Genomic DNA, 24841 nt, shown 5'->3' on the forward strand with positions numbered 1-24841 from the left:
GGGGGAAACTGCTAGGGCTTTGCTCTGCCAATATTAGCAGTTTTTTTACATACAAAATCAAAATAAATACTAAGGCAGGGTTTTAGCGAAGTATAACTGTAATTGAGATTGATTATACAAATAACTAAATGTATGGCTATTAATTCTCATGACATAGTTCCGGCACATCTAGCAGTGAGAGCAATGCGAGACAACGGTTACAAAAATGCCGCTTATGCGCTTGCTGAACTCATAGATAATTCCATACAAGCCGGAGCCACTCAAGTTGAGCTTCTTTGTGGTGAGACGCAAATGTTAATAGAAGAAAGGCGACGGACACGCATTCATCAAATAGCCGTTTTAGACAATGGTAATGGGATGGATTCAACTACTTTGCGTTTAGCACTCCAATTTGGGAACGGAATGTATTTAGAAGAAGAAAAGCATACAGGAATTGGGCGTTTTGGCATGGGATTGCCATCTTCTTCAGTTTCTCAATGCCAAAAAGTAGAAGTCTGGAGTTGGAAGAACGGTGTAGAAAATGCTCTTTATACTTACTTAGACCTAGACAAAATTCAAAAAAAGATTCAGACTGAAGTTCCAAATCCAGAGTTAAAACCAGTTCCCAGTATCTGGAGTAGAGTTAGCAATAGTTTTGGTCAAAGTGGAACATTGGTCGTTTGGTCTAATATTGACCGTTGCATATGGAGAACCGGAGCTACCATTATTAATAATTCTGAACTACTTATTGGCAGGATATATCGCAGATTCTTAGAAAGCAATCAAGTTTCTATTCGGATGATTTATTTTGATTTTCAAAATCCAAGCAACGTCACCGAAAAGTTCGCCTTACCCAACGATCCTGGTTACTTAATCGCAACAACTTCTTGCCCTAAGCCTTTTCATGACACTCCAATGTTTCAGCCTTGGGAAGGAGAAAAACATTATGAAATTACTTTAACAATTGATTTTCGCGGTCAACAACATTCAGTGAAAATTAGCTTTTCTTATGCTAAAGAAGAGGCGCGTCAAGCTCCCGGCGGACAAAACCCAGGAAGTCTTCCTCACGGACAACATGCTGCTAAGAATGTTGGCATTTCGGTAGTTCGTGCGGGTCGCGAACTTGAACTAGATCAAACTTTAGTCAATGCTAACCCAACAGAGCGTTGGTGGGGAATTGAGGTAGAGTTTCCTCCAGCACTTGATGACTTATTTGGTGTCACCAATAATAAACAATTTGCTCGTAATTTTGCTGAATTACTAAATCCTGATATTGAATTTCTTCTTAAAGAGGGGAAAACAATCAGTCAACTCAAAGAAGAGTTTAGAGAAGATGACGATCCTAGAGGCCCACTGCTAGATATTGCTCAAAAGATAAGGTCTCAGCTTGGTATTATCCGTCGTTTACTTGAAGCACAAACCAAAGGTTCTCGCAGTGGTGGATCGAAACGATATGAAATGACTAAAGCAGAAGAAGTAGCGACTGTAGTTACAGAAGAGCGGAAAAGAGAAGGTCATAAAGGTGAAAGTGATAAACAAGAGTCTTTACCAAAGGAAAAGCGCCAAAAAGGTATTGAAGAAACTTTAAACGAGCAAGGTGTGACAGAAAGCCAAGCAATTCTACTAGCAGCAAAGACTGTTGATGATGGCTTAAAATACGTTTTTGCTGAGGCTGATTTAGAAACAGCTGCTTTCTTTTCGGTCAAGCCAAAAGGCGGTGCGATTATCGTTACCTTAAACACTAATCACCCTGCATATAAAAACTTGGTTGAGATTCTAGAAAAGGATGTTGAGGGAGTCGATGAAGAAACGCTTCGCTCTCGTCTAACAAATTCTCTGGAGGGGCTAAAGTTGTTACTCATGGCTTGGGCGCGATATGAGGACGAACAACCTGATGGTAGACGACGGCAAATGGCTCAAGATACCCGTGTTGATTGGGGACGTATTGCTCGACAATTCTTGGAGCAAGAAGAATAAGTTTCTGGCACTAAAAGGAAGATGAGAATAATAACTATAGACTAATTCGTTAAGTAAATAATTGTGCGATCGCACAGTTAAAATCAGGCAATATCGGTGAACTCAATTCATCACCATTAAACAACGTAGCAACTAACTTTAAACTTGCTTGTTCGCGTCGATATACTTCCACCTGTTGCTTGCGCCAATCCACAATCCAATATTCTCTCACACCTCTTGCTGAGTAAAGCTTTAGTTTAAGTTCCCTGTCCCGCTTTTCATTTTCACTACCATCAGATAGCACCTCTACAACGAGTTCTGGTGCACCAGTCAAATGCCCGGCCTCGTCTAAAAGTAGGGGCAATCTTTCATTGCTAGCCCAAACAACATCAGGAATCACATTATCATTATCGCCAAAAATTATTCCTGGAGCAGTCACAACTTCTCCCAAAGAAGTAACTTGTGACCAATTATCCAAGGTAGTACAAATTCTGGCACAGGCTTTTTGATGATTCCAGTGAAGCGCTTTAGTTACAAACAATTCCCCGTCGATAATTTCATAGCGATTCCCGTTATCTGGAAACAATTCTAAGTCGGTGGTAGTCCAGCGCACTCTCTCAGATATCGGCTGGTTCATAAATCATCTCTGTTAGAGTCAATACCTTCGCCAATTTACGAGGGTGAGTTGATGACGCTTTCACTATTAACTCGCTGTTCTCGCTCGGTTTGGCAAAAACAATAAGTCCTAAAAATTCCTTTCAGGTTGACCACAAGGTTTTTTTAACGTATTGCCCACAGTATAAAGGTTCTGGCAGTCTCAGCCACCTAGGACGCTAAATGCTTATGTATAGGGAATTTTGCCAGTTTTTGCCGAAATTGTTGTAGGCTCTTATTTTGGCAAAGGTATTGTTAGAGTATTTACCTATTTTAGCCTGAGTGGAAATTGAAAATTAGTTAATAGTGAGGAGTGAGGAGTTATTATTCACTCTTTCCTCCCCTTGTTCCTCATTCTCTAGTCCAGTACGGCGTAAATAAGCCGCCCATTCATTTTTAATGCCTGAAACCCTTGCTAAAACTTAATTACGAATTACGAATTACGAATTACGCAAAGCGCTACTAGCCCCTACACTACTACCTTTTCTAAGAGCAGCTTAGAACGCTTCACTTGCTGAGGAATCGCTACGGGATAATCTCCGGTGAAGCAGGCAGAACAGAAACTATTGGTGTCTTCTCGTGTCGCTTCTAGCATTCCGTCCCAACTAAGATAGGCGAGGCTGTCTACTTCCAGTTGCTTGGCAATTTCCGCTACTGACTTGGTAGCAGCAATTAGCTGATCCTGAGAATCGGTATCGATGCCATAGAAGCAGGGATGAGTTACAGGCGGAGAAGAAATTCGCATATGTACTTCTACTGCACCAGCATCACGCAAGGTTTTGACTAGTTTACGGCTGGTAGTACCCCGTACAATCGAGTCGTCTACGATGATCACTCGTTTACCTGCCAGCACGTCTTTGAGGGGGTTGAGTTTCATGCGGATACCTGACTCGCGCATCATTTGGGTTGGTTGAATGAAAGTTCGCCCAACATAGCGATTTTTAATCAGTCCTTCGGCGTAGGATACACCAGAAGCTTGGGAAAATCCGATCGCAGCAGGTATACCAGAATCAGGAACACCAAAGACAATATCGGCATCTACAGCAGATTCTTTAGCTAGTTGCCGCCCTAACCGCATTCGGTAGCTGTACAAACTCTCGTTGTGCATGATGCTATCAGGGCGGGCAAAGTAAATCATCTCAAAGATACACAATTTCCGCTCGGACTTTTGACTCCAATGATAGGAAGCCAAACCTTCTTCAGTAATCCAAACTAATTCACCTGGTTCTACGTCTCGCAGGTATTCGGCTCCAATGATGTCTAAACCACAAGTCTCCGAAGCCAAAACGTAACGGACTGGATTACCAGCCAAAGTGCCAATTACTAGGGGGCGAATGCCATTGGGGTCACGGACACCCATAACACCAATGGGAGTGCCAATGACTAAACTAAAGGCTCCTTTGCAACGGTGAAATGCTTGAGTTGCACCTTCTAGCCAATCTGCGCCAGCATTGACGGCTTCTGCGATCGCAAAAGCGATCATTTCTGAGTCTGTTGTCGTGACTAAGTTACATTTATTCTCAACCAACTCTTGACGCAGTTGCACAGTATTGACTAAATTGCCATTATGTGCCAATGCCAATGAACCTAAACGAGTTTCCAGTACTGCGGGTTGGGCATTAACTTTGCGGCTAGAACCTGTGGTGGAATAACGAGTGTGACCAACAGCAAGGCTACCAGGTAACTGATCCAAGATGGATTCATTGAAAACTTGAGACACCAAGCCCATATCTTTGTAAAGATGTACTTGTGTTCCCTCAAAGGTGGCAATACCAGCTGATTCTTGACCCCGATGCTGGAGGGCATACAATCCAAAGTAGGTCAGTTTAGCAACGTTTTCTCCTGGGGCGTAGATGCCAAAAACACCACAAGCTTCTTCTGGCTTGTCAGACTGATTTTCATGACTATTGATTGGGTTGTTGGTCTGATCGGGGTATTCATCCGAAGTGACAGAATGAATAGAAATCATGCTAGCTTTGCTCCTGGTGGGGGGGTCAATCAATTTTGGATTTTAGATTGACGATTTTGGATTGATCGCACCATAGTAGGGATGCGGCTTGGGATTTGAGACTGGCTATTTTAGATTTGTTTCGCCCACTAGGAGCAAGACATGAACCAGAAGCAACGCCACCAATCCAAAATCTAAAATTCCAAATCTAAAATCGGTAGTCAAGTCACTGGGATTATCTGGATAGATGGTGGTAGAGTTCTTAACAAATCTTTAACCATCTATTAAAACAGTACCGTAATTATGCTCAGAGACGCTAATAGTTCTGAGTAATGAGTGATGAGTGAAGTCTAAATACTCAGGATTCAGTATTCAGAAGTAGTGGTGGGCATGGCGAGACGTCTGGCGATCGCATGGGAATAGCGATCGCTCATATCTTCGATACTAACTTTGATTAAGGCTTGGTTATCAGTGGTGAAAACCCCCAAATCCGTCTCAAAATTAGCAACAGTACCTAGTTTTTGCCACTGTTGACCGAGATGTTCCTGTAAATATGATTCCCAAATTTCTTGTTGTGCTGATGCTACAGAAACTAAAATTCTGGCACCACCTTCGGCAAATAGCACCTCATCGAGGCGATTTAACTGCGTTGGTGCTATTTCTAACTTGATTTCGGCACCAAGGTTGCCAGCAATGCAACATTCGGCGATGGCGATCGCTACTCCTCCCTCAGCACTATCATGGGCTGAACGTACCCAACCATTACGAATTCCTTCACGACAAACTTTTTGGACACGGCGTTCTAAGTCAAAATCTACCCGTGGCGGTTGTCCGGCAACAGTACTGTGGATAGTAGCTAAATACTCCGATGCTCCCAAACTGATTTGGGATGTCAGAGGCAATCCGAGAAGATAAATCACATCGCCGGATGCTTGCCAACCTTGACCACAAATTTTGGTTATATCGGGAATCAAGCCCACCATACCGACAACAGGAGTGGGATAAATGGGTTGTGGAATGCCTTGGGAATCGAGGGTTTCATTGTACAAAGAGACATTTCCGCCTGTAACTGGTGTTGCCAATTCTCGGCAACCTTCCGCCAAACCGCGACAAGCTTCTGCTAATTGCCAGTAACCAATCGGTTTTTCTGGAGAGCCAAAATTCAGATTATCTGTCACCGCCAGAGGTTCTGCACCCACACAGCTAAGATTGCGTGCAGCTTCTGCCACCACTGCCTTAGCTCCTTCATAGGGGTCAAGATAAACATAACGAGGGTTGCAATCTACCGTCGCCGCAACTCCTAATTTTAGATTTTGGATTTGGGATTTTAGATTGGGGATTTGTTCTAGGGGGCGCAAACGGATAACAGATGCATCTGCACCACCTGGGAGTATTACGGTATTATTTTGTACTTGATGGTCATACTGACGATATACCCAATTTTTAGAAGCGATCGTGGGTGTATCGAGCAAAGTTAACAGAATATCATTCCAGCTTTGCAGGTGTCCTTGGAGTTCTATTCCAGCAGTTGTGCAATCAGGTAAGGAATCAGCAGTCCATTCCCAAGCTTGACGCGCATATTCTGGTGGCTCTGTCAATAATTCCCGGTGATAGAGTGGGGTATTCTCCGCCAAAGCCTCAGCCGGAATTTCTGCTGCTACTTTACCCTGGAAGAAAATCCGCACGATAGGTTCAGCGATAACTGTACCAGCAACAACGGCTTGAAGTCCCCAACGGTGAAAAATATCGATTAATTCCTGCTCACGCCCTTTATGAGCAACAAACAGCATTCGTTCTTGAGATTCCGAAAGCAGATATTCATAGGGAACCATCCCCGTTTCTCTGACGGGAATCTTATCTAAATCTAGTTCAATTCCCACACCGCCTTTAGCCGCCATCTCTGAGGTAGAACAGGTGATCCCCGCCGCTCCCATATCTTGCGCGGCGACAACTGCACCTGTCTTAAACGCCTCCAGACAAGCTTCAATTAACGACTTTTCCAAAAATGGATCGCCCACTTGCACAGCAGGGCGATCGTCTATTGACTGATCGCTCAATTCTGCACTCGCAAAACTCGCGCCTCCCATGCCATCGCGCCCGGTGGTGGAACCAACATACAGCACGGGGTTGCCTAAGCCAGATGCTCCAGATTTGACGATTTCTGCTGTTTCCATCAACCCTAGTGCCATAACATTCACTAGAGGATTACCAGAGTAAGCAGAGTCAAAGTAAACTTCGCCGCCAACGGTGGGTACTCCAACGCAGTTACCATAATGTGAAATTCCCGCCACTACGCCTTGGAACAGCCTTTGAGTTTTGGCATCTTCTAAAGAACCGAAGCGCAGGGAATTTAATAGAGCGATGGGACGCGCACCCATTGTAAAGATATCTCTGAGAATACCACCTACTCCCGTTGCGGCTCCCTGAAATGGTTCTACAGCTGAGGGGTGGTTGTGGGATTCAATCTTAAAGGCTAGTTGGAGTCCGTCGCCCAAATCTACAACACCAGCATTTTCACCAGGCCCCACGAGGATGCGATCGCCTGTCGTGGGAAACTGTTTTAATAATGGGCGTGAATTTTTGTAACAGCAATGCTCAGACCACATCACCCCAAACATTCCCAGTTCAGCTTTGTTGGGATGACGTCCTAACCTGCGGACAATTTCTTCATATTCTTCTGGCTTTAAACCTTCTGCGGCGATTTCTTCCGCAGAAAAGGCTGGTTTTGAGGTTGCAGTCATGGAAGTAATGCACTCTGGGGGGATAGAGCATTATTCTATCGATTTCTTAGTCACTAGACTTCTTGCATAAATCAAAAAAAGAACCCCACCCCGCCTTTGACTTACGTCAAATTCTCCCCTCCCCGCAGGCGGGGAGGGGCTGGGGGTGGGGTGTTAGGGACTTTTGCAAGAGGTCTACTCTCGAAATAAGCTTATTGAGGCAGTTACGCCTAGAGGTTGACATTTTTGCAGTGCTAAAGTACTAGTACTGTGCGGCGTAAATACAGATACCATTTTTAAGTCTTGGGATCAATCAAATTTTCGTAGCTTTTAATGGTCTGCTTATTTCCGCCTTGCTGTACTAGTATCTTCAAGCCTCCTATTTGATCATGAACACCATTACCATCAAAATTCCCGATGAGCGTTTATTGAAGCTGCAAGAAACCGCCAGAAACCTTGGCGTATCAATAGAAGAATTAGTCCTAATGGGTATTGAAGAAGTACTAAATAAACCAAACGCATCTTTCAAAGGTGCGATGGATTACGTACTCAAGAAAAACACTGAACTTTACAAGCGGTTGGCGTGATGCGCTATCTCACCCTAGAAGAGGTGTTGGAACTCTATCATCGCATAGTTGAGCAGTCAGGTGGATCGGCAGGTATTTCCAATATGGGTGGATTAGAATCAGCGATCGCTCAACCACAAATGACATTTGCTGGTGAGGAACTTTACCCTACAATAGTTGAAAAAGCTTCTGCCCTGGGTTTTTCCCTAATTAAAAACCATCCTTTCATGGATGGTAATAAACGCATTGGTCACGCGGCGATGGAAGTATTTCTAGTGTTGAATGGTTTTGAGATTAACGCAGCGCTGGATGAACAAGAGCAGGTAATTTGACAAGTTGCATCTGGTGAGTTAGGACGAGACAAGTTTACCGAATGGCTTCGTAATCAGATAGTACCAAAGCCAGACTTTCTATAAGTCATCTGAAAATAGGTTTGTGTTTAGGCGATGCCTACGGTGGTAACAGAGCGCGGTCGAAGTGCTGCAAGCTACGCACTTCTACTTTTCTGTAAATTGAAGCGCCATGTTTAAAGATAATTTTACTAAGTAATTTAACTGCAATTTATGAGACTATACGTTGCTGAAATATACTGTAAACCAGAGATTATTTGAGTATATGCAGTTTAGCTGTAACAATCAAGTGACGAGAATCACATTTATGTATGATTAGGATCGTCTCTCTGCGATCGCTAACTAGAGATAATTAATGACAACTGAACTCTAGCCGAGTCATTAATAGGGAACACACTTAATTGCCGACAGCCTTAATCAAGGACTGTCGGTTTTTTGTATGTATATGTCATTTCGCCTTTGAGCAATGCCCAATGCCCAATGCCCATAAAATTTCCCCACAACTGGTTGATAACTTGACAGAGATTTTGCCAGAGTCACTACCAAATGTGGGGAAGGTATGATCAAATTGGGGATCTTATGTCTAGCGAGTGCTAAGATATTGCACTCACTCTAGTAGACCGGAAGTATACTCACAGAACCAGCACACACTTTGTATGTATTAAGACATCGCTTGAATGATGTAATCAAAGTAGGGTGCTGCTTGAGCAGAGTCTTCCGCACTCAGTAAGCCAAGGGAGGCTGTTTTGAGGGAATTGATCGCCTCTACCATTCCAGGCACGGGAACGCCCAATGAATTGTACATTTCCCGCACGCCAATCAAACCAATTTTTTCAATTGGCTCTTTGTCACCGGAAAGCACGCCATAAGTAATTAGACGTAAGTACCAGCCAAAATCACGGATACATAGAGAGCGTTGGCGTTCTCCGTAAGCATTACCTCCGGGGGAGATAAAGTCAGGACGCTTCTGCCAAAGTTGTTTGGTTGCTTCCTGAACTATCTTTTTTTCGTTTTCGGCCAAGGTAGCCGCAATCCGTGTCCGTTGTACGCCGGTTTGCAAAAAGTCTTTGATATTTTTAAGTTCGCCACTGCTGGGATAACGCAGTTCGTCGTCGGCTTTGAGAATAACTTGGCTAATTACAGTCATGATGATTGAAATCACCTGAAATATTATCTGTTAGTTTAGCGAGTCGGAGGTACACAAGTGAAGAGATAGGAGCTACTTATGTATTGAACTTATCTTTTTGGGGGGAGTGGGGAGTGGGGAGTGGGGAGTGGGGGAGATGAGGGAGATGAGGGAGATGAGGGAGATGAGGGAGAAATAACCAATGCCCAATGCCCAATGCCCAATGCCCAATGCCCAATGACTAATGACAAATGACCAATGACAAATAACTAATGACTAAAATAATTTGGCAACAGGGTGAATTAATTGAAGTGACGATCGCTAATCTGAGTGATACAGGTGATGGTGTGGGACGCGCTGATGAGCGTGTTGTGTTTGTCCCGGATACTGTACCAGGCGATCGCGCGATCGTCCGCTTAGTACATGTTAAACCCAAATACGCCCACGGGAAGCTCCAGGAGCTATTGGAACGATCCCCCCACCGGATTAGACCTAGTTGTATTGTGGCGGATAAGTGCGGTGGTTGTCAGTGGCAGCATATTGATTATAGTTACCAGCTAGCAGCCAAGCAAAATCAAGTTATCCAAGCTTTGGAACGCATTGGCGGTTTTGTCCAACCACCGGTAGATCGGGTACTCGCCGCCCCTTCTGCTTTAAATTACCGTAACAAATCTACATATCCTTTGGGTACATCGGCAACAGGACAGGTACAAGCTGGATACTATCAAAAAGGTAGCCACCAATTAATTAACTTAAATCAATGTCCAGTCCAAGACGCCCGATTAAATCCTTTATTAGCCGAAGTTAAGCAGGATATTCAACAACGGGGTTGGCAAATTTACGACGAACAGCGTCACCAAGGGAAAATTCGCCATCTCAGTTTACGCATTGGGCGACACACTGGGGAAATGTTGCTGACTTTGGTGGTGAAGGACTGGAATTTATCAGGAATTGAAACCCAAGCCCAGGAATGGTTAAAGCGCTATCCCCAGTTAGTGGGAGTGTCGCTCAATCGCAACGGCGATCGCACAAATGCTATCTTTGGATCAGAAACCCGTTGCATCGCTGGAGTACCACACCTGCGTGAAAATTTTGCTGGACTGGAATTTCAAGTGCGCCCAGATACATTTTTCCAAGTGTATACAGAAACAGCAGAGGCACTATTGCAGGTAATTCAATCAGAACTCAATCTTCAAGGGCATGAGTTGCTAGTTGATGCCTACTGTGGTATTGGGACTTTAACTTTACCCCTCGCCAAAAAAGTACGTATTGCTACAGGATTAGAAGTGCAACCAGCAGCAGTAGACCAAGCTATTTTGAATGCCCACCGCAACGGAATTGATAATGTGACATTCCAAGTCGGGGCAGTAGAAAAATTGCTTCCCAAAATGGACACAATACCAGATGTAGTAATACTCGATCCGCCACGTAAAGGGTGCGATCGCGCTGTCATCGACACTTTACGGCAATTGAAACCATCTCGGATCGTTTACGTCAGCTGTAAAGTATCTACCCTCGCCCGTGACCTGAAATTGCTTTGTCAAGATGGGCAATATACTATCACACGGGTGCAACCTGCTGATTTTTTTCCTCAAACTGCTCATGTTGAAGCTGCCGCCTTTCTTGTGCTATCACATTTGGACAAGGGTAGTAATTCCTTTAAAAAAACTGAAATTTGAAATTTTTAGTCTACTGCATACTAAAGATGCTAAAATTAAATTAAGCTAAAAATAGAAATTCATTTTGTTTAAAGAAATTCAAGTTGCATAGGCTCTTAAAAATGTGAAATTGGATTGTCTAAATGACAGATCGGCAATTAACTAGAGTATGCCAATACTCTCTGAAATTACTAGTATCTTTTTAAGATGCTGACTTCATTATCAAATTTATTCCAGCCGCTATATATCTAAACAATCCCAACTCATACATAAAGCCAATGCTCCCTAGCATTTTCAAAATTTAGTTTTAAAGACGCAAGTTTGAAGGCAGCATGACCACCTCAAGTTTTATCAGGGTGCCTGTAATAGCAAACTGATGTCTAGCTAACTGAAAGCTATGGGGTTTCTCTTGTGATTACTATTTCACTCCGTCCAGTTGGACGCTATTGGGGCACTATTAGTTTTGCCTCAACCCTCTATCTTTGTCCCATATTAGATTTACTGTTGGCAGAAATCCCAGCAAAGTTACAAGCAGAATTGCGGTTAGGACTTCAAGAAGCCCTAGTAAACGCCGCTAAACATGGCAATAATCTTGATCCAAGTAAAACAGTTGTAGTGCGTTTTTCCTTAATAGATAATCAATATTGGTGGATAATATCAGACCAGGGTAGCGGCTTTACTCCTTCATCTAGTAGTGATGAAGAGTCAACAGACTATCTGCCACCAGATGAGGCAGAAAGTGGTCGTGGTTTATCTCTTCTCCATCAAATTTTTGATCAGGTAGAGTGGAACCGCAAAGGCACAGAATTGAGGCTTTGTAAACAAATGGAAAATCGCCGGGGATTATCTCTGCGGCGATAAAAGGGGAGTGGGGAATGGTGAGTGGGGAGTGAGGAAAGTTATTAGTTGATTGATTTTTTATATTCCCTACTCCCTACTCCCTACTCCCTACTCCCTACTCCCATGAGTTGGACAAGGAGGGGCAGAAATAGAGCGATCTAACCAACCAACTGCTTGTTCTAATCTAGCTTGAGCTTCTTGTGGCTGATTCTTTAAAAGATACACAATCGCTGCTGCCACTTGTTCATTAGCGCGGGAATTGCGGTTAGACTTGAGGCGATGCCAATCATTAGGGGAGATACTCAGCCTTTCCATGAGGACTTGAGCTATTTCCAGAGTACTAAGTTCATTCAGTTGACTGGTTTTCGGCAGCTGGGTAGATTGAGACATAATTATGAGTGCTGAGTGCTAAGTGCTGAGTGCTGAGTCAAAAACTCATAGTTTTAATTTTGACTATTGGCAGACTCGCATTTAATCTTAGTTTACTACTTGTATATGAAGTCGTCTAAACAATCACAACCGCCAGGGGAAAATCCCGAACCAGATTTTGAACAAGAACTAGAAGAAGTAGAGCGATCGCTCCTGTCCTTAAAAGAGCGGTATGATCAAGTACAACGCGATCGCCAACAACAGGCACAATGGCAACAGCGTCGGGATCAACAGAAACATAATAAATCTCAGACACCAGAAATCAAAGCAGAGTTACGGCAAATTCAACAGCAGTTGGAAATGCTAGAACAAAACTTAGAAAGCCAGTTATTTTCTTGGCGTAGCCTCAAAAAACCTTTCTGGCAAGTCGTCCGCTTTGGTGGAATGGGCGTTATCATAGGCTGGATATTAAAGTCTTATGCTGGGTAATCTCAATTTTGGATTTTGGACTTCGGCTACGCTCAGTCGAACGATTTTGGATTTTGGATTGGGTGAAATCGTTAAGATTATTTAATATCCGTACTCCTGACGTTGACGAAATACAAGCTGTAAAATATGGTAAATCGACGGATTGCAGAAATATTGCGAAGTGGTCAACCTGATGAGTCCCTCCAAGTTCAAGGCTGGGTGCGGACGAAACGCGATTCCAAAGGGTTTGCTTTTATTGAAGTCAATGACGGCTCATCACTAGCTAATTTGCAAGTCGTCATTAATCAGGATTTGTCAGATTACGAAGCTACATTAAAAAAACTGAATACAGGTGCTGCTGTTGAGGTGACAGGGGTATTAGTGGCTTCTCTTGGTAAAGGACAGCGAATTGAGTTGAAAGCCGAGACAGTGAAAGTTTACGGAGAAGCTGATCCCGATACATATCCCCTGCAAAAGAAACGCCATTCCTTTGAGTTTCTGCGAACCATTGGACATTTGCGATCGCGGACTAATTCTTTTGGTGCAGTTTTCCGCGTCAGAAATGCTTGTTCGACAGCAATTCACCAATTTTTCCACGAAAGAGGCTTTTTGTGGGTACACACACCCATCATCACTGCTAGCGACTGCGAAGGCGCGGGTGAACTGTTTAGCGTTACCAGTTTAGATTTAAAGAATATTCCCCGCACAGAAAACCAAGCAGTAGATTACAGCCAAGACTTTTTTGCTAAACCCACATATTTAACAGTTAGCGGCCAGTTGGAAGCGGAAGTGATGGCGATGGCGTTTTCTAACGTCTACACCTTCGGACCTACCTTCCGTGCAGAAAATTCCAACACCTCCCGCCACTTAGCAGAATTTTGGATGGTTGAGCCAGAAATGGCTTTTTGTGACTTAGAAGGCGATATGGATTTAGCTGAGGCGTTTCTCAAACACATTTTTAAATATGTGTTGGAAACTTGCCCAGAAGATATGGAATTTTTCAATGAACGCATTGATAAATCTGTGTTGACAACAGCCGAAAATATTATTAATAATCAGTTTGAGCGCTTAACTTATACAGAAGCGATCGCACTTTTAGAAAAAGCTGATGTTAAATTTGAATATCCGGTGAGTTGGGGTTTAGATTTACAATCAGAACACGAACGCTACCTAGCTGAACAATTATTTAAAAAGCCTGCGATCGTCACAGATTATCCAGCGCAAATCAAAGCTTTTTATATGCGCTTAAACGACGATGAAAAAACTGTACGTGCAATGGATATTCTCGCACCGAAAATTGGCGAGATTGTTGGCGGTTCCCAGCGAGAAGAACGTTTAGAAGTTTTAGAACGCCGCGTGTTAGCGCAAGGATTAAACCCAGAAGACTTGTGGTGGTATCTCGATTTGCGTCGTTATGGTACTGTCCCTCATGCTGGTTTTGGGTTGGGTTTTGAACGACTCGTGCAATTTATGACTGGTATGGGAAATATTCGTGATGTGATTCCGTTTCCGCGTACACCGCAAAGTGCTGAGTTTTAGTTTATATTTTACACCTGGCAATTGGAAATAGCCAGGTCTTTGACTATTGTGGATAAAGAGAAATCCAACAGAACATATTTATCATGAATCTACAAGACCAAACCATTGGTAAAATTCGGCAAATGCCAGAATCTTTAGTTCAGGAAGTAAGTGATTTTATAGACTTCCTATTTAATGAAGCATAGCAGTAATAACTGGGAATTATGGCTTCAATTTAGTGAGTCGGTGGAAATAGTGGAATCAGATTTTTCTGACTATTTATCTAATTTAGAAGATTATGAAGAACGCTTGGCGCGTGGGAAAATTCAGTGGTAGATATCACATAAAAACTTTGAAACCCGCGATTGCGGGTTTTGCTTGTATAGCCGTGTATTTTATAAAGCGATTAGTTAAAATTAAGATTTTTGAATCTCCTCTTGTAAAACTTGAATTTGCTCAATAGATAATTCCGTAACTTGAGCAATTTGTTCTAAACTCATTCCAATTCTCAGCAAATTTAAAGTCAACTTTCTTGTTGTTTCAGCTTTGCCTTTGGCTTCGCCTTTGGCTTCGCCTTCTTCTAGGATTTCTTGATAAATGACTGATTCGCGCATAATCTCACTCCTGAAAATCTTCCTAATTACATCTTTCTTTAACACCAGACCTGCTAGAATGCCACTGGCAGCAGCTATATTTCTTTGTAGTGGAGGGAATGTAAGACTTTCTAGAACTACGCAGTTCTGGAGGCTATTCCTGATGAATTGGGAAGCCCCGTCCGTCTTACGGCGAGGTAGTTCACTTCAGTGGTCTTAAATCAGTGGAGAGTTCAGGAGCTACCACTGATTTAAATTAGGAATTATTAATCATAAATTATATTGACTCTTTTTGAGTATTGATCAGCGCTAGCTCAACTGTATTTTCAGATGGCTGCGTTATTTGAATTTCCAATCCAGGACCAAAATAGTTGGTCATTTTTTCCTGCTTTTTTTGCCACACATCAATTGGTATTAGCGGCGAATCAAATTCTAAAATTAGGGCATAGCCCCCATTAACTTCTGTTTCTCGCAACCCTGTGACTGTTGGCCGTTCCTGGTCTGTGGGACTCAAACCTAGAAAAGAAAGTGTTGTATCTAGATGAGCATCTTGACCGTAGCGATATCGGGTGATGTCTTGGCGAATTTTATTTTGAGTCTCAGTTGCTTGCTGCTGGCGCAGTATCAATGCTGACGGTGACGTAGTTTCGCTAAATGGTATTGGCTTAAGTTCATTAGCTTTCAGCGCCAGCCCTCCCAACAATAGAGGAATTCCGTAAAAAAATCCGACAAGATTGAGTGTGGCATTATTAGCAGCATAGGCGACAAAGCCAATGATGGTTAAGATGCCGCCGATAGTTAAACCGAGTGTTCCCAAAGAGATTTGGCGTAGCATGAGCTTAAATTAGTATAAATTATTAATACCTCAGTTTTATTATCATCGGCTATGACTAACAAATTAGGGAAGAATATTAACTTAAGTCAGTAAGTAGGTGGTATAAATAAACAAAATACATAGATACCCGACTTCTCTAAGAAGTCGGGTATCTATCTCCTGAGCATTTGATGTTTAATTAGGTTGAGCTACTTAGTGCCCCAGAATGTTGGATTTTGAGTTAACTTTAAATTTAGAGGTAGTTAAAGATGGGAAAAAATAATGGATATACAGACTATAAAAGAACGAATTGTCGCAGTTCAAAGTAAACGCGAGTACCTATTAAGTCTACTGGAACAACCAAACCTGGGAACTTTGAGAGTTGACGTAAATCAGGCTTTGGAAGAACTGGATGAATTAATTGATGAATTTAGACGCACCATTCCGGTAGAGTAGAGATTATCAAAAATTGCGTCGGTTTAACCGTAAACTTCAGGGTGTACCGACGCTCCTCAGTACTATCACGTCCTCAAATCCCCAGAATTTAACTCAGGCTGAGTTGGCGATCGCAACATAGCTGTATAATTTATCCTGCAACTGGAGCATTTCCTGTACGCTGACCCAACTGCCTAACTAAGGCAATAAGTTCCCTTGTCGGTATATCTTTCTTGCAAACGTCATCAAAGCTAGACATTGCCTTTGTCCCCTGAAAATTTACATCTTCCACTGAGGAGTAAGCAAGGATTTGGGTGTTCGGAGATATAGCTTTAATGTGACTAGAGGCGCTCCAACCATCCATGACTGGCATTTGTAAATCTAGAATAATCACGTCAGGATGGCAACGTTTAACCATTTCTATAGCTTCTTCACCATTACTGGCTAAACCTACTACTTGAATATTTTCCTGGCAAGAAAAAACTAATTGTAAGGTTAAACGAGTCAGTTCGTGGTCATCAACTACTAGAACACGCAAGGTAGAAAGCTCACAGGATAACATTAACATTGAGGGGAAAGACGAAATTATTCAAAATAACCTCTCTAGTTTATGGGAACAAGTGCCAACACTGACTCTATCCTATGGTTGAATAAGTTGTTTGAACCGATGACAAACAACTTAGATAACTTCTCAAAAATTCAAGTTTTCTAATAAAACTAAGTTGAGCTAGTTGTCAAGGTAGAAGTAACTTATTTTTTAATCAATCAGGTTTGAGGCGACACCAGTTGAGCGTAATGCCATATTCATGATAATTTTTTGTGAATTAGCTTCTGGAGAATCATCATAGGGACGCCGTTGAATGTAAGTACCATCGGCTTGTAATTCCCAAGCTTGGCGATTATCTGCGAGCATAATTCCCATGATTTCTTGCAAATCTTTGGCGATGTCCGGGTCTTTAACTGGGGTAATTACTTCCACTCGGCGATCTAGGTTGCGGCGCATCCAGTCGGCACTGCCGATATAGATTTCCTCCTGTGTGTTGTTATGAAAATAAAAAATGCGAGAGTGTTCTAAAAAGCGACCGACAATGCTGATTATGCAAATGTTTTCACTAATGTCTTTGAGTCCTGGGCGCAAACAGCAAACGCCCCTAATAATTAAGTCGATTTGCACTCCGGCGCGGGAAGCTTCATATAAAGTAGCGATAATTTCCGGATCGACTAGGGCATTCATTTTGGCAACAATGCGTCCAGTAAATCCATTTTGAACATTTTCGATTTCGCGGTGAATTAGTGCCAAAAAGCGATCGCGCATATTCACAGGTGCAACCAGCAACTCTCGATAAGACTTTTGCAGAGAGTATCCTGTCAAGAAATTAAATAAATCTGTGACATCAGCACCCAATTCTTCACGGCAACTGAACAATCCTAAATCTGTATACAGCCGTGCCGTTTTGGGGTTATAATTACCGGTACCAATATGCACGTAGCGACGTATCCGGTCTTTTTCCCGCCGTACCACCATGACGGTTTTACTATGGGTTTTCAGCCCTACGAGACCATAGACAACATGAACTCCAACTCTTTCTAGTCGTTTTGCCCAGTAAATATTATTCTCCTCATCAAATCGCGCCTTTAATTCCACCAGTACAGATACCTGCTTACCATTTTCGGCGGCGGCAATTAAGGCGTTAACGATGGGGGAGTCACCAGAAGTCCGGTAAAGTGTCATCTTGATGGCTAACACATTCGAGTCATAGGCGGCATGGGTAATAAAGCGCACTACTGTAGCCGAAAAGGATTGATAGGGATGGTGTACTAGCAAATCCTTTTCCCGAATCACAGCAAAAAAGTCTTTTCCTTCGTCCGTCTCCAGCGTATCTGGATCTAAACTCGGTTCCCTCAGCCTTTGCAGACGTAATGGTACAACAGATTGGCGTGGTGGATCTTTGAGTTCTGGCAATGGCAAGGACATAAAATACATTAAATCCCGCAGTCCTAAAAGACCGTCGACTTCGTAGAGATCAGTTTCTGTTAATTCCAAATCATGTAATAATCGCAATCGCACTATTTCAGGAGTCTGGGACTGAATTTCTAGCCGGACTGGACTTCCACCTAGCCGCCGTTTTCGCAGTTCCTGTTCGATAGCTAACAACAAGTCATCTGCTTCATCTTCTTCTAAGACCAAATCAGCGTCACGGGTAATACGGAACGGATGATATTCTTGAATGTTCATCCCTGGAAATAGAGATTCCAAGTTATGAGCGATCGCTTGTTCTAAAGGCACTCCCGTCCAATGGGCAGGTTTTCCCTCGTCCACAGTTCCCAACTCAGGCGGTATCGGCAAAAATCGTGGTAGAACACTGGGGACTTTAACTCTGGCAAAGAATTCTTCTTCGGTGTCTGGGTTCTTGACGACAACAGCCAGATTCAGACTGAGATTAGAAATAAAAGGAAAGGGATGACTAGGATCAACAGCCAAGGGTGTCAAAACTGGAAAGACTTGTTCCTCAAAATAACTGTTGAGATGAGTCCGCTGTTTTTGATTCAAATCTATGTAATCTAGGATATGGATGCCATGATTTGTTAGTAGAGGTCGAAGTACTTGCTCAAAATGTTGGTGCTCTTTCTTGACCTGGGGACTGAGGCTAGACTGAATATCGTCTAGCTGTTGTTGTGGCGTGCGACCATCGGGAGTTAATAGGCTGACTTTTGCCTCTACTTGTTGCTTTAAACCAGCAACCCGCACCATGAAAAACTCATCTAAATTAGAACAGAAGATTGCTAAAAACTTCAGGCGTTCCAGAAGGGGCGTGCGATCATCACAGGCTTCATGTAACACCCTGCCATTAAATTCTAGCCAGCTTAACTCTCGGTTAAGATAATATTGTGGATCGCTGAGATTGATGGGAGTAGCGCTTTTCTTAGATTTTGCCATAATTACCTAAGGGCAGGCAGATGTAGCCCATTGAACTGGGGGACAATAAACATATTAAGTTAAATGGTGCTTGAGCGGAATGTTGAGGCAACAGTTAATAATAGCTAAGTTTTACAGCAGCTTTCAATCATCTGAAATACAGGTTTTTCGAGAGACTTAGATCCCGCAAACCATATTTCTGTTGAAGAAGAAGTCAGAATTCAGGAGCGGAGCCGGAGACGTTTCCGTTGCTCCGGTCAGAATCAATCAGTCGGGGATTCAGACCCACGACTGATTGAAGACCACAAAACAAGAAAATTTTGGGGGTCTTAAACCCGATTATTCATCCGCCAGTCGCACAGAATTCATTCTGAATTCTGACTCCTGACTCCTGAATTCTGTTTGATAATGTTGCAGATATCCTCAAAGGTACTAACCCCGGTATAAAAGCTTTCACCATTGATGATGCAGCAGCTATTATCAAGTTAGCTGCTGGCATTAACGAACTAAAGTAGACTCAGTAGTGCTAAAAATTAACTGTAGCTGTAATGGAATCTATATAAGTTCCAATCCTGACATTTTGCCTAGCTGGAATGATGCCATAAATAGTTACAGTATTTTTTGGATTAGGACTGATATAGTGTTGGCTATCTATATTATTGCCCCAAATCGATTGTCCTGATGCGTCTAGATAAAGATTATAATTAAGAACATTAGTTCCATTTTTCAATTGCCGGGGAGTATAAGATGGAGCATTACCTTTGCTGAGGTCAATAGTAATTGAGCTAGGAGATGGAATTGCCGAAGAACAATCATAATTTATAGTGCCAGTAGTCGTTGTGGAACTATTATTAAAAACATCGTATGAACCAAATTTTACACTATCAACGCTTACATTGCATTGGGATAAAGCAGGTAACGCAGTAGTGCAGTTTAAAATAATTCCGAATATTAATATAGATTTCTGATTCTTCATAGTTTGCTACTTATTTTCCAGAGTTCTGTATACATTTTAAGCTTCCTAAATTAACTATTTTTTGGTTAGACTGCGGAATATTCAAATCAAAAGTACACACACCTTGTCCATATTCTACATTAGCTATGTAGCGACCAGGAGCAAGATTTTCTAAATAGAATTCTCCCTGATTACCAATAGGTGAATCTGCTTGTTTATCATTTATAGTTACAGTTAACTGACCATAAACAGGAATTATAGTTTTTCCTGATGCTTCTATAGAAATATTGCCGATTATAGTCTGAATACGTAGTACAGCGAAGCGAACAATTGCTCCACTTCGGAAGCTAGGCGCAATTACTTTTTCGTTAGCATCAACCCTATAGTCTAGTGGAATATCTTCATCTTGAATTCTTAGATTATTAGCATAGTATGGTAGCAGGTTTGGGATGAAAAGGTTGCCGCTGGAATTAGTTCGCCCAATTTCTTGATTACTCATATAACCCCGCACTCCTCTAACTCCTGGCACTTGAATGAGTGCATAGCCCTCTGTGACAGGACGGGCAAAGAAGATATTGTTTCCTATTGCTACAATGCTACCGGAAGCATTGAGGTTAGTTGCATTTCCGCCGTTGCTGTTGTGATCATAATTTAACTCATAAATACCAAAGGGAGCTTGATACTTTAAGCTACCGTTACCTGGTAGTTGTTCCTCGCTGGGACTCAACTGCAAGCGGTAGCCAAAGCCTTCCCCAACAGGAGGAGATTTTTGCAAAGATAAGGTAGTTACAGGTTTTTTATCATTGATGCTCTGATTCACGTTGGCACTGGCGTTACCCAAAGAATAATTAAACCCAATAAATACCTCATTTATTGAAGACCCTGTAGGTTGAGAAGAACGGCTAAGATTTATAGATAAGTTTGCCCGATCGCTGACTCGAATAGTATTGAATAGAGAAATTCGATTGCTCTGTCCGCGATCGCGAAAATCAGATAAGGCATACTGTAAACCTAAGCTCACATTACGACTTAGGGTTGTAGAAATAAAGGCATTAGTTTCTAAGTTTGGTCTATCGTCTAACGCACTTAAGCTTAAGTTGGCATATTTGTCACTGAATAGGCGCAGGGAACTACCGAAACCAAAACTTCTACCGGAGTAACTATAGGCTATTGATGCAGCCGCACCCGGAACTCCTGATTCACTACTGGCGGCTAAAGATAGTTCTAGCGCACCAAAAGGCAGTGCAGTTGTGAGAGTAGAACCACCACTGATTAAATTACTCGAGACTTCTAAACGCCCTCCTAATGTTAGGGATTTACTTATACCTTGAGTATATTGACCCAGGAAGACAGGAGATCCATAATTCAAGCTATCAGAGTTCAAATTCTGCCGACGAAAGCCCAGGTTAAAACTATAGCTAGATAGCCCCGGCTTGAGAAGCCCTGTAGACAAATAGAATGGTGAGGTAATTACCTGTTCTCGACCAAAAGCATCGCGGATAACAAGTTTTGTAGAACCGTTACCAACAGGTAATACTAAATTATTTAGTTGAAACTGACCGGGGGGCAATTCTTCCTGACGCACCCGTTGACCATTGACAAAAATCTCTAATGTAGAAGGGTTGACAACAGCACCAGATAGTGCAAAGGTTGGTTGGCGAACGAAATAAGGATTAAGTTCAAATTCTCGTGAGAAGCTAATACCTCCCAAAAGCAGTCCGCCCCCTAAATTCCCAGTATTAGCAAAGGTATCCCCAATTACCAATCGATTCAAGTTTTTGGGACTATCTATAGTAAGATTTGTTAATCCTCGCAGAAAGGAGCCGTCTCCTTTGCGCGAAAAGCTGCTAAATAGCAGGTTGCCGTTCAAACTTAGCCCAGCCTCTCCAGAGAAAGTATAGTTATTAAATGCTTGCCCATTGAACGGCACATTGAAGGCATAGTTAAAAAAAGCACTCGTGTCTTTGCTATAGACAAGATTTTTTGGTGGTTCTTGTCCTAAGTTTACTGAGGTAGAACCTAGTAATTGAGGTTGGGCTGTTATCCGCAAAGCTAGGTTATTCTCATCATATTCATAGCTAACATTAGGAGCTAGTGAAACAAGAGAGACATAAATTTCATTATTTATGGTTTCCCGAATACCGGAGAAACCTTGTAATCGTGCTTTTTCTAAGTCTGACGTGCGAACGAGAATATCGCTCTGCCGTAATATAACAAAAATTTCTCCTTGGGAAACCTGGTTAACAGTTAGTTCTAAGATAGCTTTTTGATCTTGTGCTGCCACCTGAGAGCAGATTACAAGGCTAGAACCTAAAAAAAAAGTGAGGCTACCAAGAAACTGTAATGAATGCCAATTTCTCATTAACTAAATAAGTTTCTCTAAGACGATGTTTTAAAAGTCTTTGGCGAATAGAATAGAGCCTCCGGCACGCGGACGCGAACGCTACTACACAAACAAAGTCCACCTGCGTGGGAAGCAGGAAAAATTAAGAGTTTCATAACCTGCGGAGGCAAGTTTTGTCTGTATAGCCTAAGCCAGTGCGGTCTTTTTCCAAGTGATGGGGAAACACTGCGTTGGGCGGGTTCTTCCTATGAGCAACTGGCGCGGGATTTCTAATTGCCAGGATAGATAAAAATTAGCTTTTCAAATATCCTCTAAAATTAGAAGCATTTTTTGAACGATTTAATTGTGCTAGCCTCTGGATAACGCTTAATTTGATGCACTACAAGCATCTTTGGGCATTTCCCGCTTTTCTGTAAACATTTTATTATCTGTTGTTTTGACCTCAATTACTAAAGTTCGAGTTTTGCTACACTCCTGTTGAGACATTTTTAGATCATAGGACTGAGATGAATCAGCAAGAACATACCAACCATTTCGTTGGCGGTCAAAAACACTTTTATCGGACTCATCAATACCTTTTATCCGCAACTTCTGAGCAATAAAGTGAACGTTGCCTCTATTTTTGACCTGAAAATTTATCTGATTTTTGCTAACAACAATATTTTCAATGCCTCCATCTACAACTTGCTTGGTAGGTTGAAGAAAGATAGGAATTCCTAATTTTGTTAAGATGCGGACTACATTTTGCTGTTGATTAGGTTTTGCTTCTGGGGGAAGTTCTTCTATAAAAATGCGGTAGGTTTTTTCGATAGAACTGACAGGAGTTAATGTGCCAACACGCACGAGGCGATTTTGTCCAGGTTTTAAGGCAAATAAGCCAGGAAAAGCTACTAGGTCTTGTGTAGCATCAAGCTGCATCTCACCTTTAGTATTTTGCTTCCAAGCATAGGTGTGAAGTTGAAAGCGTAAAGTCTCATTACTGTCATTGTGTACCGTGAGAACTTTACTCGATACCCTGGAAGAAAGTGATACTGTAATCGGAGAGACTCTGAAGTTACTCGCCCCAGCTTTCTCTGGTATGACCAGCCCCATACTCAGCAGTAAACTCAAAATTATTGAACTTTTTTTGTTAAAGAAAAACATAACATTACCAATTTTGTTTAACACTGCAAATTTGTAGCAATATGGGATAGTCCCATTTGCCTTCTCGCCAGGGATGAAACCCTGAATTTTTATTTCAAATTATGAATTATACAAGTCTGTAATCTAATGAACAATATACTGAATTGGCATTAGTGATAATACTGAAATAATTAATAAAAACACTGTAGAAATTAAAGTTTTTGTAAATAATGAATGAATTGTTGAAATATTCCGCTTTAGCCAGACTCAGGCGCAGCCATAGCAATTTTATTTGATTAGAGGCTCTGCTTTTAGGAGAGAGGAATGGAAGTGAAATCAGAGTGTATTGCATAAAAACGAGAAGCGCTATATAGCAATTTTCATTTGAATGAGATACAGGGTAGGGGCGCACATCTGTGCGCCCCTACTCCAAGCAATTGCAAACTTCTATGGCTATCCAACTTAGGCTTAAATTCATCAAGAGCGATAAAATCAGGGCTTTTGATTTTTACATGAACCAAAGTGACAAAAGCTGTTCATGGGCAAACACCGCTATGATTGAAAAAATCAAGTTTTTTTTCGAGAGTGCTGACACTAGAGCATCTAAAAGTATTTGGTGTTAGAAGTTGACAGTAGCTACTACAGTATCAGCGTAAGTACCCACCACAATGCCCACTTGGCCAGCTGGAACTCGACCAAAAACAGTGGTAGTTTGCTCTGTACCGTCGTCAGCAACAGGGTCTATACCACCGCTTCCCCAAATAGGTCCAGTAACTGAACCTGAGTGGAGGTTGTACGCCAAGTAGTCGGTGGTTCCTGATTTCAAGCGACGTGCAGGGACAAGAGCAGATCCAGTAATATCATTTAAACCCCGACCTAAGCTAATGTTCGGTGTAGAACCACTTGTACAAGTTGTTTTCACATCTGCTGAGACATCTAAATCAAGAGTCTTATTAGCTACTAGTGGGTCATAGTCACCGAAATCCAGGGGATCAGCAGTGATAGTGCAACTATTAATAACTGTAGCTCCTACAATAATGTCAGCAGGAGCTGAACCTGCCATTGCGGGAGCAGCAGAACTAGCGATTAGTAAAACAGAAGCTAAAGCAAAACGGCGTAACATCATATACTTAATTCTCCAAATAGCTGATATGCTGGTTGACAAATTGGCATCTATCCTTAATACCGTGTCCGTCGAATTCATAACATCCAACCCTAACTCCTCAGAACTTGTTTTGATCTGAGATAAAGTCTGCCTTTGACGGGTTAGAGTGGCAGGAAATTCAAAGTATCTGACACGGCATTAACTACGAATATTGCTTACCCTTTTCGGTGGGCTATGTAATCAACGATACGGGTTCTAGCGCAGGATGAGTTCAGTAAGAATTCTGAAACTTATAATACAGTTTAGAAAACGTGCATAGTATAATTCGCTATATAAAATCTTATCTACATACGCATACTTAATAAAATAACCCGTGTAGAAAAACAATCACAGGGTTTCTGGTT

The 24841-nt window shown here is 42.1% G+C and carries 25 protein-coding genes; 12 read left to right on the forward strand and 13 right to left on the reverse strand.

Going from position 1 to position 24841, the window contains the following annotated elements:
• Positions 1-132 precede the first annotated feature (132 nt).
• A complete protein-coding gene (locus V7L05_RS10250; protein ID WP_335164057.1) occupies positions 133-1956 on the forward strand; it encodes an ATP-binding protein in 1824 nt (607 codons plus the stop codon).
• A gap of 49 nt (positions 1957-2005) precedes the next feature.
• Here the strand turns inward: V7L05_RS10250 and V7L05_RS10255 are convergent, their stop codons facing one another.
• The 3 genes from V7L05_RS10255 to purL form a co-directional block, all read right to left on the reverse strand.
• Positions 2006-2572, reverse strand: a complete 567-nt coding sequence (locus V7L05_RS10255; protein ID WP_335164058.1) for a Uma2 family endonuclease — start codon at positions 2570-2572, stop codon at positions 2006-2008.
• Between the two features lie 486 nt (positions 2573-3058).
• The gene (gene purF / locus V7L05_RS10260; RefSeq protein WP_335164059.1) at positions 3059-4558 is read right to left on the reverse strand and encodes an amidophosphoribosyltransferase; all 1500 of its coding nucleotides are present in this window, start codon (positions 4556-4558) and stop codon (positions 3059-3061) included.
• Positions 4559-4902: 344 nt separating this feature from the next.
• Positions 4903-7278 (reverse strand): phosphoribosylformylglycinamidine synthase subunit PurL, encoded by a 2376-nt coding sequence (gene purL / locus V7L05_RS10265; RefSeq protein WP_335164060.1) that lies wholly within the window; start codon positions 7276-7278, stop codon positions 4903-4905.
• Between the two features lie 368 nt (positions 7279-7646).
• Here purL and V7L05_RS10270 point away from each other — a divergent pair, with 368 nt between their 5' ends.
• From V7L05_RS10270 to V7L05_RS10280, 3 genes are all read left to right on the forward strand, one after another.
• On the forward strand, positions 7647-7844 hold the full coding sequence (locus tag V7L05_RS10270; protein ID WP_335164061.1) for a DNA-binding protein: 198 nt from the start codon (positions 7647-7649) through the stop codon (positions 7842-7844).
• Positions 7844-8155 (forward strand): type II toxin-antitoxin system death-on-curing family toxin, encoded by a 312-nt coding sequence (locus V7L05_RS10275; protein ID WP_335164062.1) that lies wholly within the window; start codon positions 7844-7846, stop codon positions 8153-8155. Before V7L05_RS10270 ends, V7L05_RS10275 begins: the two co-directional genes overlap by 1 nt.
• Before the next feature lie 419 nt (positions 8156-8574).
• Positions 8575-8736: a hypothetical protein gene (locus V7L05_RS10280; protein WP_335164063.1), complete on the forward strand. Its 162-nt coding sequence runs from the start codon at positions 8575-8577 to the stop codon at positions 8734-8736.
• Positions 8737-8834: 98 nt separating this feature from the next.
• Here the strand turns inward: V7L05_RS10280 and V7L05_RS10285 are convergent, their stop codons facing one another.
• Positions 8835-9320 (reverse strand): allophycocyanin subunit alpha-B, encoded by a 486-nt coding sequence (locus V7L05_RS10285; RefSeq protein ID WP_335164064.1) that lies wholly within the window; start codon positions 9318-9320, stop codon positions 8835-8837.
• A 120-nt stretch (positions 9321-9440) separates the two neighbouring features.
• Between V7L05_RS10285 and V7L05_RS10290 the strand changes: the two genes are divergently transcribed.
• The 3 genes from V7L05_RS10290 (at position 9441) to V7L05_RS10300 (ending at position 11818) form a co-directional block, all read left to right on the forward strand.
• Positions 9441-9554 (forward strand): histidine kinase, encoded by a 114-nt coding sequence (locus V7L05_RS10290; protein ID WP_335164065.1) that lies wholly within the window; start codon positions 9441-9443, stop codon positions 9552-9554.
• Between the two features lie 17 nt (positions 9555-9571).
• Complete coding sequence (rlmD, locus tag V7L05_RS10295) at positions 9572-10978, forward strand: 23S rRNA (uracil(1939)-C(5))-methyltransferase RlmD (RefSeq protein ID WP_335164066.1); 1407 nt, start codon at positions 9572-9574, stop codon at positions 10976-10978.
• Positions 10979-11368: 390 nt separating this feature from the next.
• Positions 11369-11818, forward strand: coding sequence for an ATP-binding protein (locus tag V7L05_RS10300; RefSeq protein ID WP_335164067.1), 450 nt, complete (start codon positions 11369-11371; stop codon positions 11816-11818).
• An 87-nt stretch (positions 11819-11905) separates the two neighbouring features.
• Here the strand turns inward: V7L05_RS10300 and V7L05_RS10305 are convergent, their stop codons facing one another.
• Positions 11906-12187, reverse strand: coding sequence for a DUF6439 family protein (locus V7L05_RS10305; protein ID WP_334951663.1), 282 nt, complete (start codon positions 12185-12187; stop codon positions 11906-11908).
• Between the two features lie 105 nt (positions 12188-12292).
• Here V7L05_RS10305 and V7L05_RS10310 point away from each other — a divergent pair, with 105 nt between their 5' ends.
• From V7L05_RS10310 to V7L05_RS10325, 4 genes are all read left to right on the forward strand, one after another.
• A complete protein-coding gene (locus V7L05_RS10310) occupies positions 12293-12655 on the forward strand; it encodes a hypothetical protein (protein ID WP_335164068.1) in 363 nt (120 codons plus the stop codon).
• Between the two features lie 126 nt (positions 12656-12781).
• Positions 12782-14173 carry an asparagine--tRNA ligase gene (gene asnS, locus V7L05_RS10315; RefSeq protein ID WP_335164069.1) on the forward strand — a complete coding sequence of 464 codons (1392 nt, stop codon included), beginning with the start codon at positions 12782-12784 and terminating at the stop codon, positions 14171-14173.
• Between the two features lie 83 nt (positions 14174-14256).
• Entirely contained in the window at positions 14257-14358 is a 102-nt protein-coding gene (locus V7L05_RS10320; RefSeq protein ID WP_335164070.1) for a DUF2281 domain-containing protein, read from the forward strand.
• The gene (locus tag V7L05_RS10325; RefSeq protein WP_335164071.1) at positions 14348-14488 is read left to right on the forward strand and encodes a hypothetical protein; all 141 of its coding nucleotides are present in this window, start codon (positions 14348-14350) and stop codon (positions 14486-14488) included. Before V7L05_RS10320 ends, V7L05_RS10325 begins: the two co-directional genes overlap by 11 nt.
• A gap of 80 nt (positions 14489-14568) precedes the next feature.
• Here the strand turns inward: V7L05_RS10325 and V7L05_RS10330 are convergent, their stop codons facing one another.
• Positions 14569-14766, reverse strand: a complete 198-nt coding sequence (locus tag V7L05_RS10330; protein WP_335164072.1) for a hypothetical protein — start codon at positions 14764-14766, stop codon at positions 14569-14571.
• Positions 14767-15022: 256 nt separating this feature from the next.
• A complete protein-coding gene (locus V7L05_RS10335; protein WP_335164073.1) occupies positions 15023-15580 on the reverse strand; it encodes a DUF2854 domain-containing protein in 558 nt (185 codons plus the stop codon).
• A 261-nt stretch (positions 15581-15841) separates the two neighbouring features.
• Here V7L05_RS10335 and V7L05_RS10340 point away from each other — a divergent pair, with 261 nt between their 5' ends.
• Positions 15842-16015 carry a hypothetical protein gene (locus V7L05_RS10340; RefSeq protein WP_229463280.1) on the forward strand — a complete coding sequence of 58 codons (174 nt, stop codon included), beginning with the start codon at positions 15842-15844 and terminating at the stop codon, positions 16013-16015.
• Positions 16016-16145: 130 nt separating this feature from the next.
• On the opposite strand, the gene V7L05_RS10345 is transcribed toward V7L05_RS10340, so the two are convergent.
• The 6 genes from V7L05_RS10345 to V7L05_RS10370 all read right to left on the reverse strand — a co-directional run bounded on the left by V7L05_RS10345 (position 16146) and on the right by V7L05_RS10370 (position 24536).
• Entirely contained in the window at positions 16146-16562 is a 417-nt protein-coding gene (locus tag V7L05_RS10345; RefSeq protein WP_335164074.1) for a response regulator, read from the reverse strand.
• A gap of 189 nt (positions 16563-16751) precedes the next feature.
• A complete protein-coding gene (ppk1, locus tag V7L05_RS10350) occupies positions 16752-18932 on the reverse strand; it encodes a polyphosphate kinase 1 (protein ID WP_335164075.1) in 2181 nt (726 codons plus the stop codon).
• Between the two features lie 505 nt (positions 18933-19437).
• Positions 19438-19887 (reverse strand): Csu type fimbrial protein, encoded by a 450-nt coding sequence (locus tag V7L05_RS10355; RefSeq protein ID WP_335164076.1) that lies wholly within the window; start codon positions 19885-19887, stop codon positions 19438-19440.
• 10 nt (positions 19888-19897) lie between these two features.
• Positions 19898-22150 carry a fimbria/pilus outer membrane usher protein gene (locus V7L05_RS10360; protein WP_335164077.1) on the reverse strand — a complete coding sequence of 751 codons (2253 nt, stop codon included), beginning with the start codon at positions 22148-22150 and terminating at the stop codon, positions 19898-19900.
• Positions 22151-22576: 426 nt separating this feature from the next.
• The gene (locus tag V7L05_RS10365; protein ID WP_335164078.1) at positions 22577-23302 is read right to left on the reverse strand and encodes a fimbrial biogenesis chaperone; all 726 of its coding nucleotides are present in this window, start codon (positions 23300-23302) and stop codon (positions 22577-22579) included.
• A 649-nt stretch (positions 23303-23951) separates the two neighbouring features.
• The gene (locus V7L05_RS10370; protein ID WP_335164079.1) at positions 23952-24536 is read right to left on the reverse strand and encodes a Csu type fimbrial protein; all 585 of its coding nucleotides are present in this window, start codon (positions 24534-24536) and stop codon (positions 23952-23954) included.
• Positions 24537-24841: the final 305 nt, after the last annotated feature.

It is taken from the genome of Nostoc sp. (assembly GCF_036917755.1).
Lineage (GTDB): Bacteria > Cyanobacteriota > Cyanobacteriia > Cyanobacteriales > Nostocaceae > Nostoc.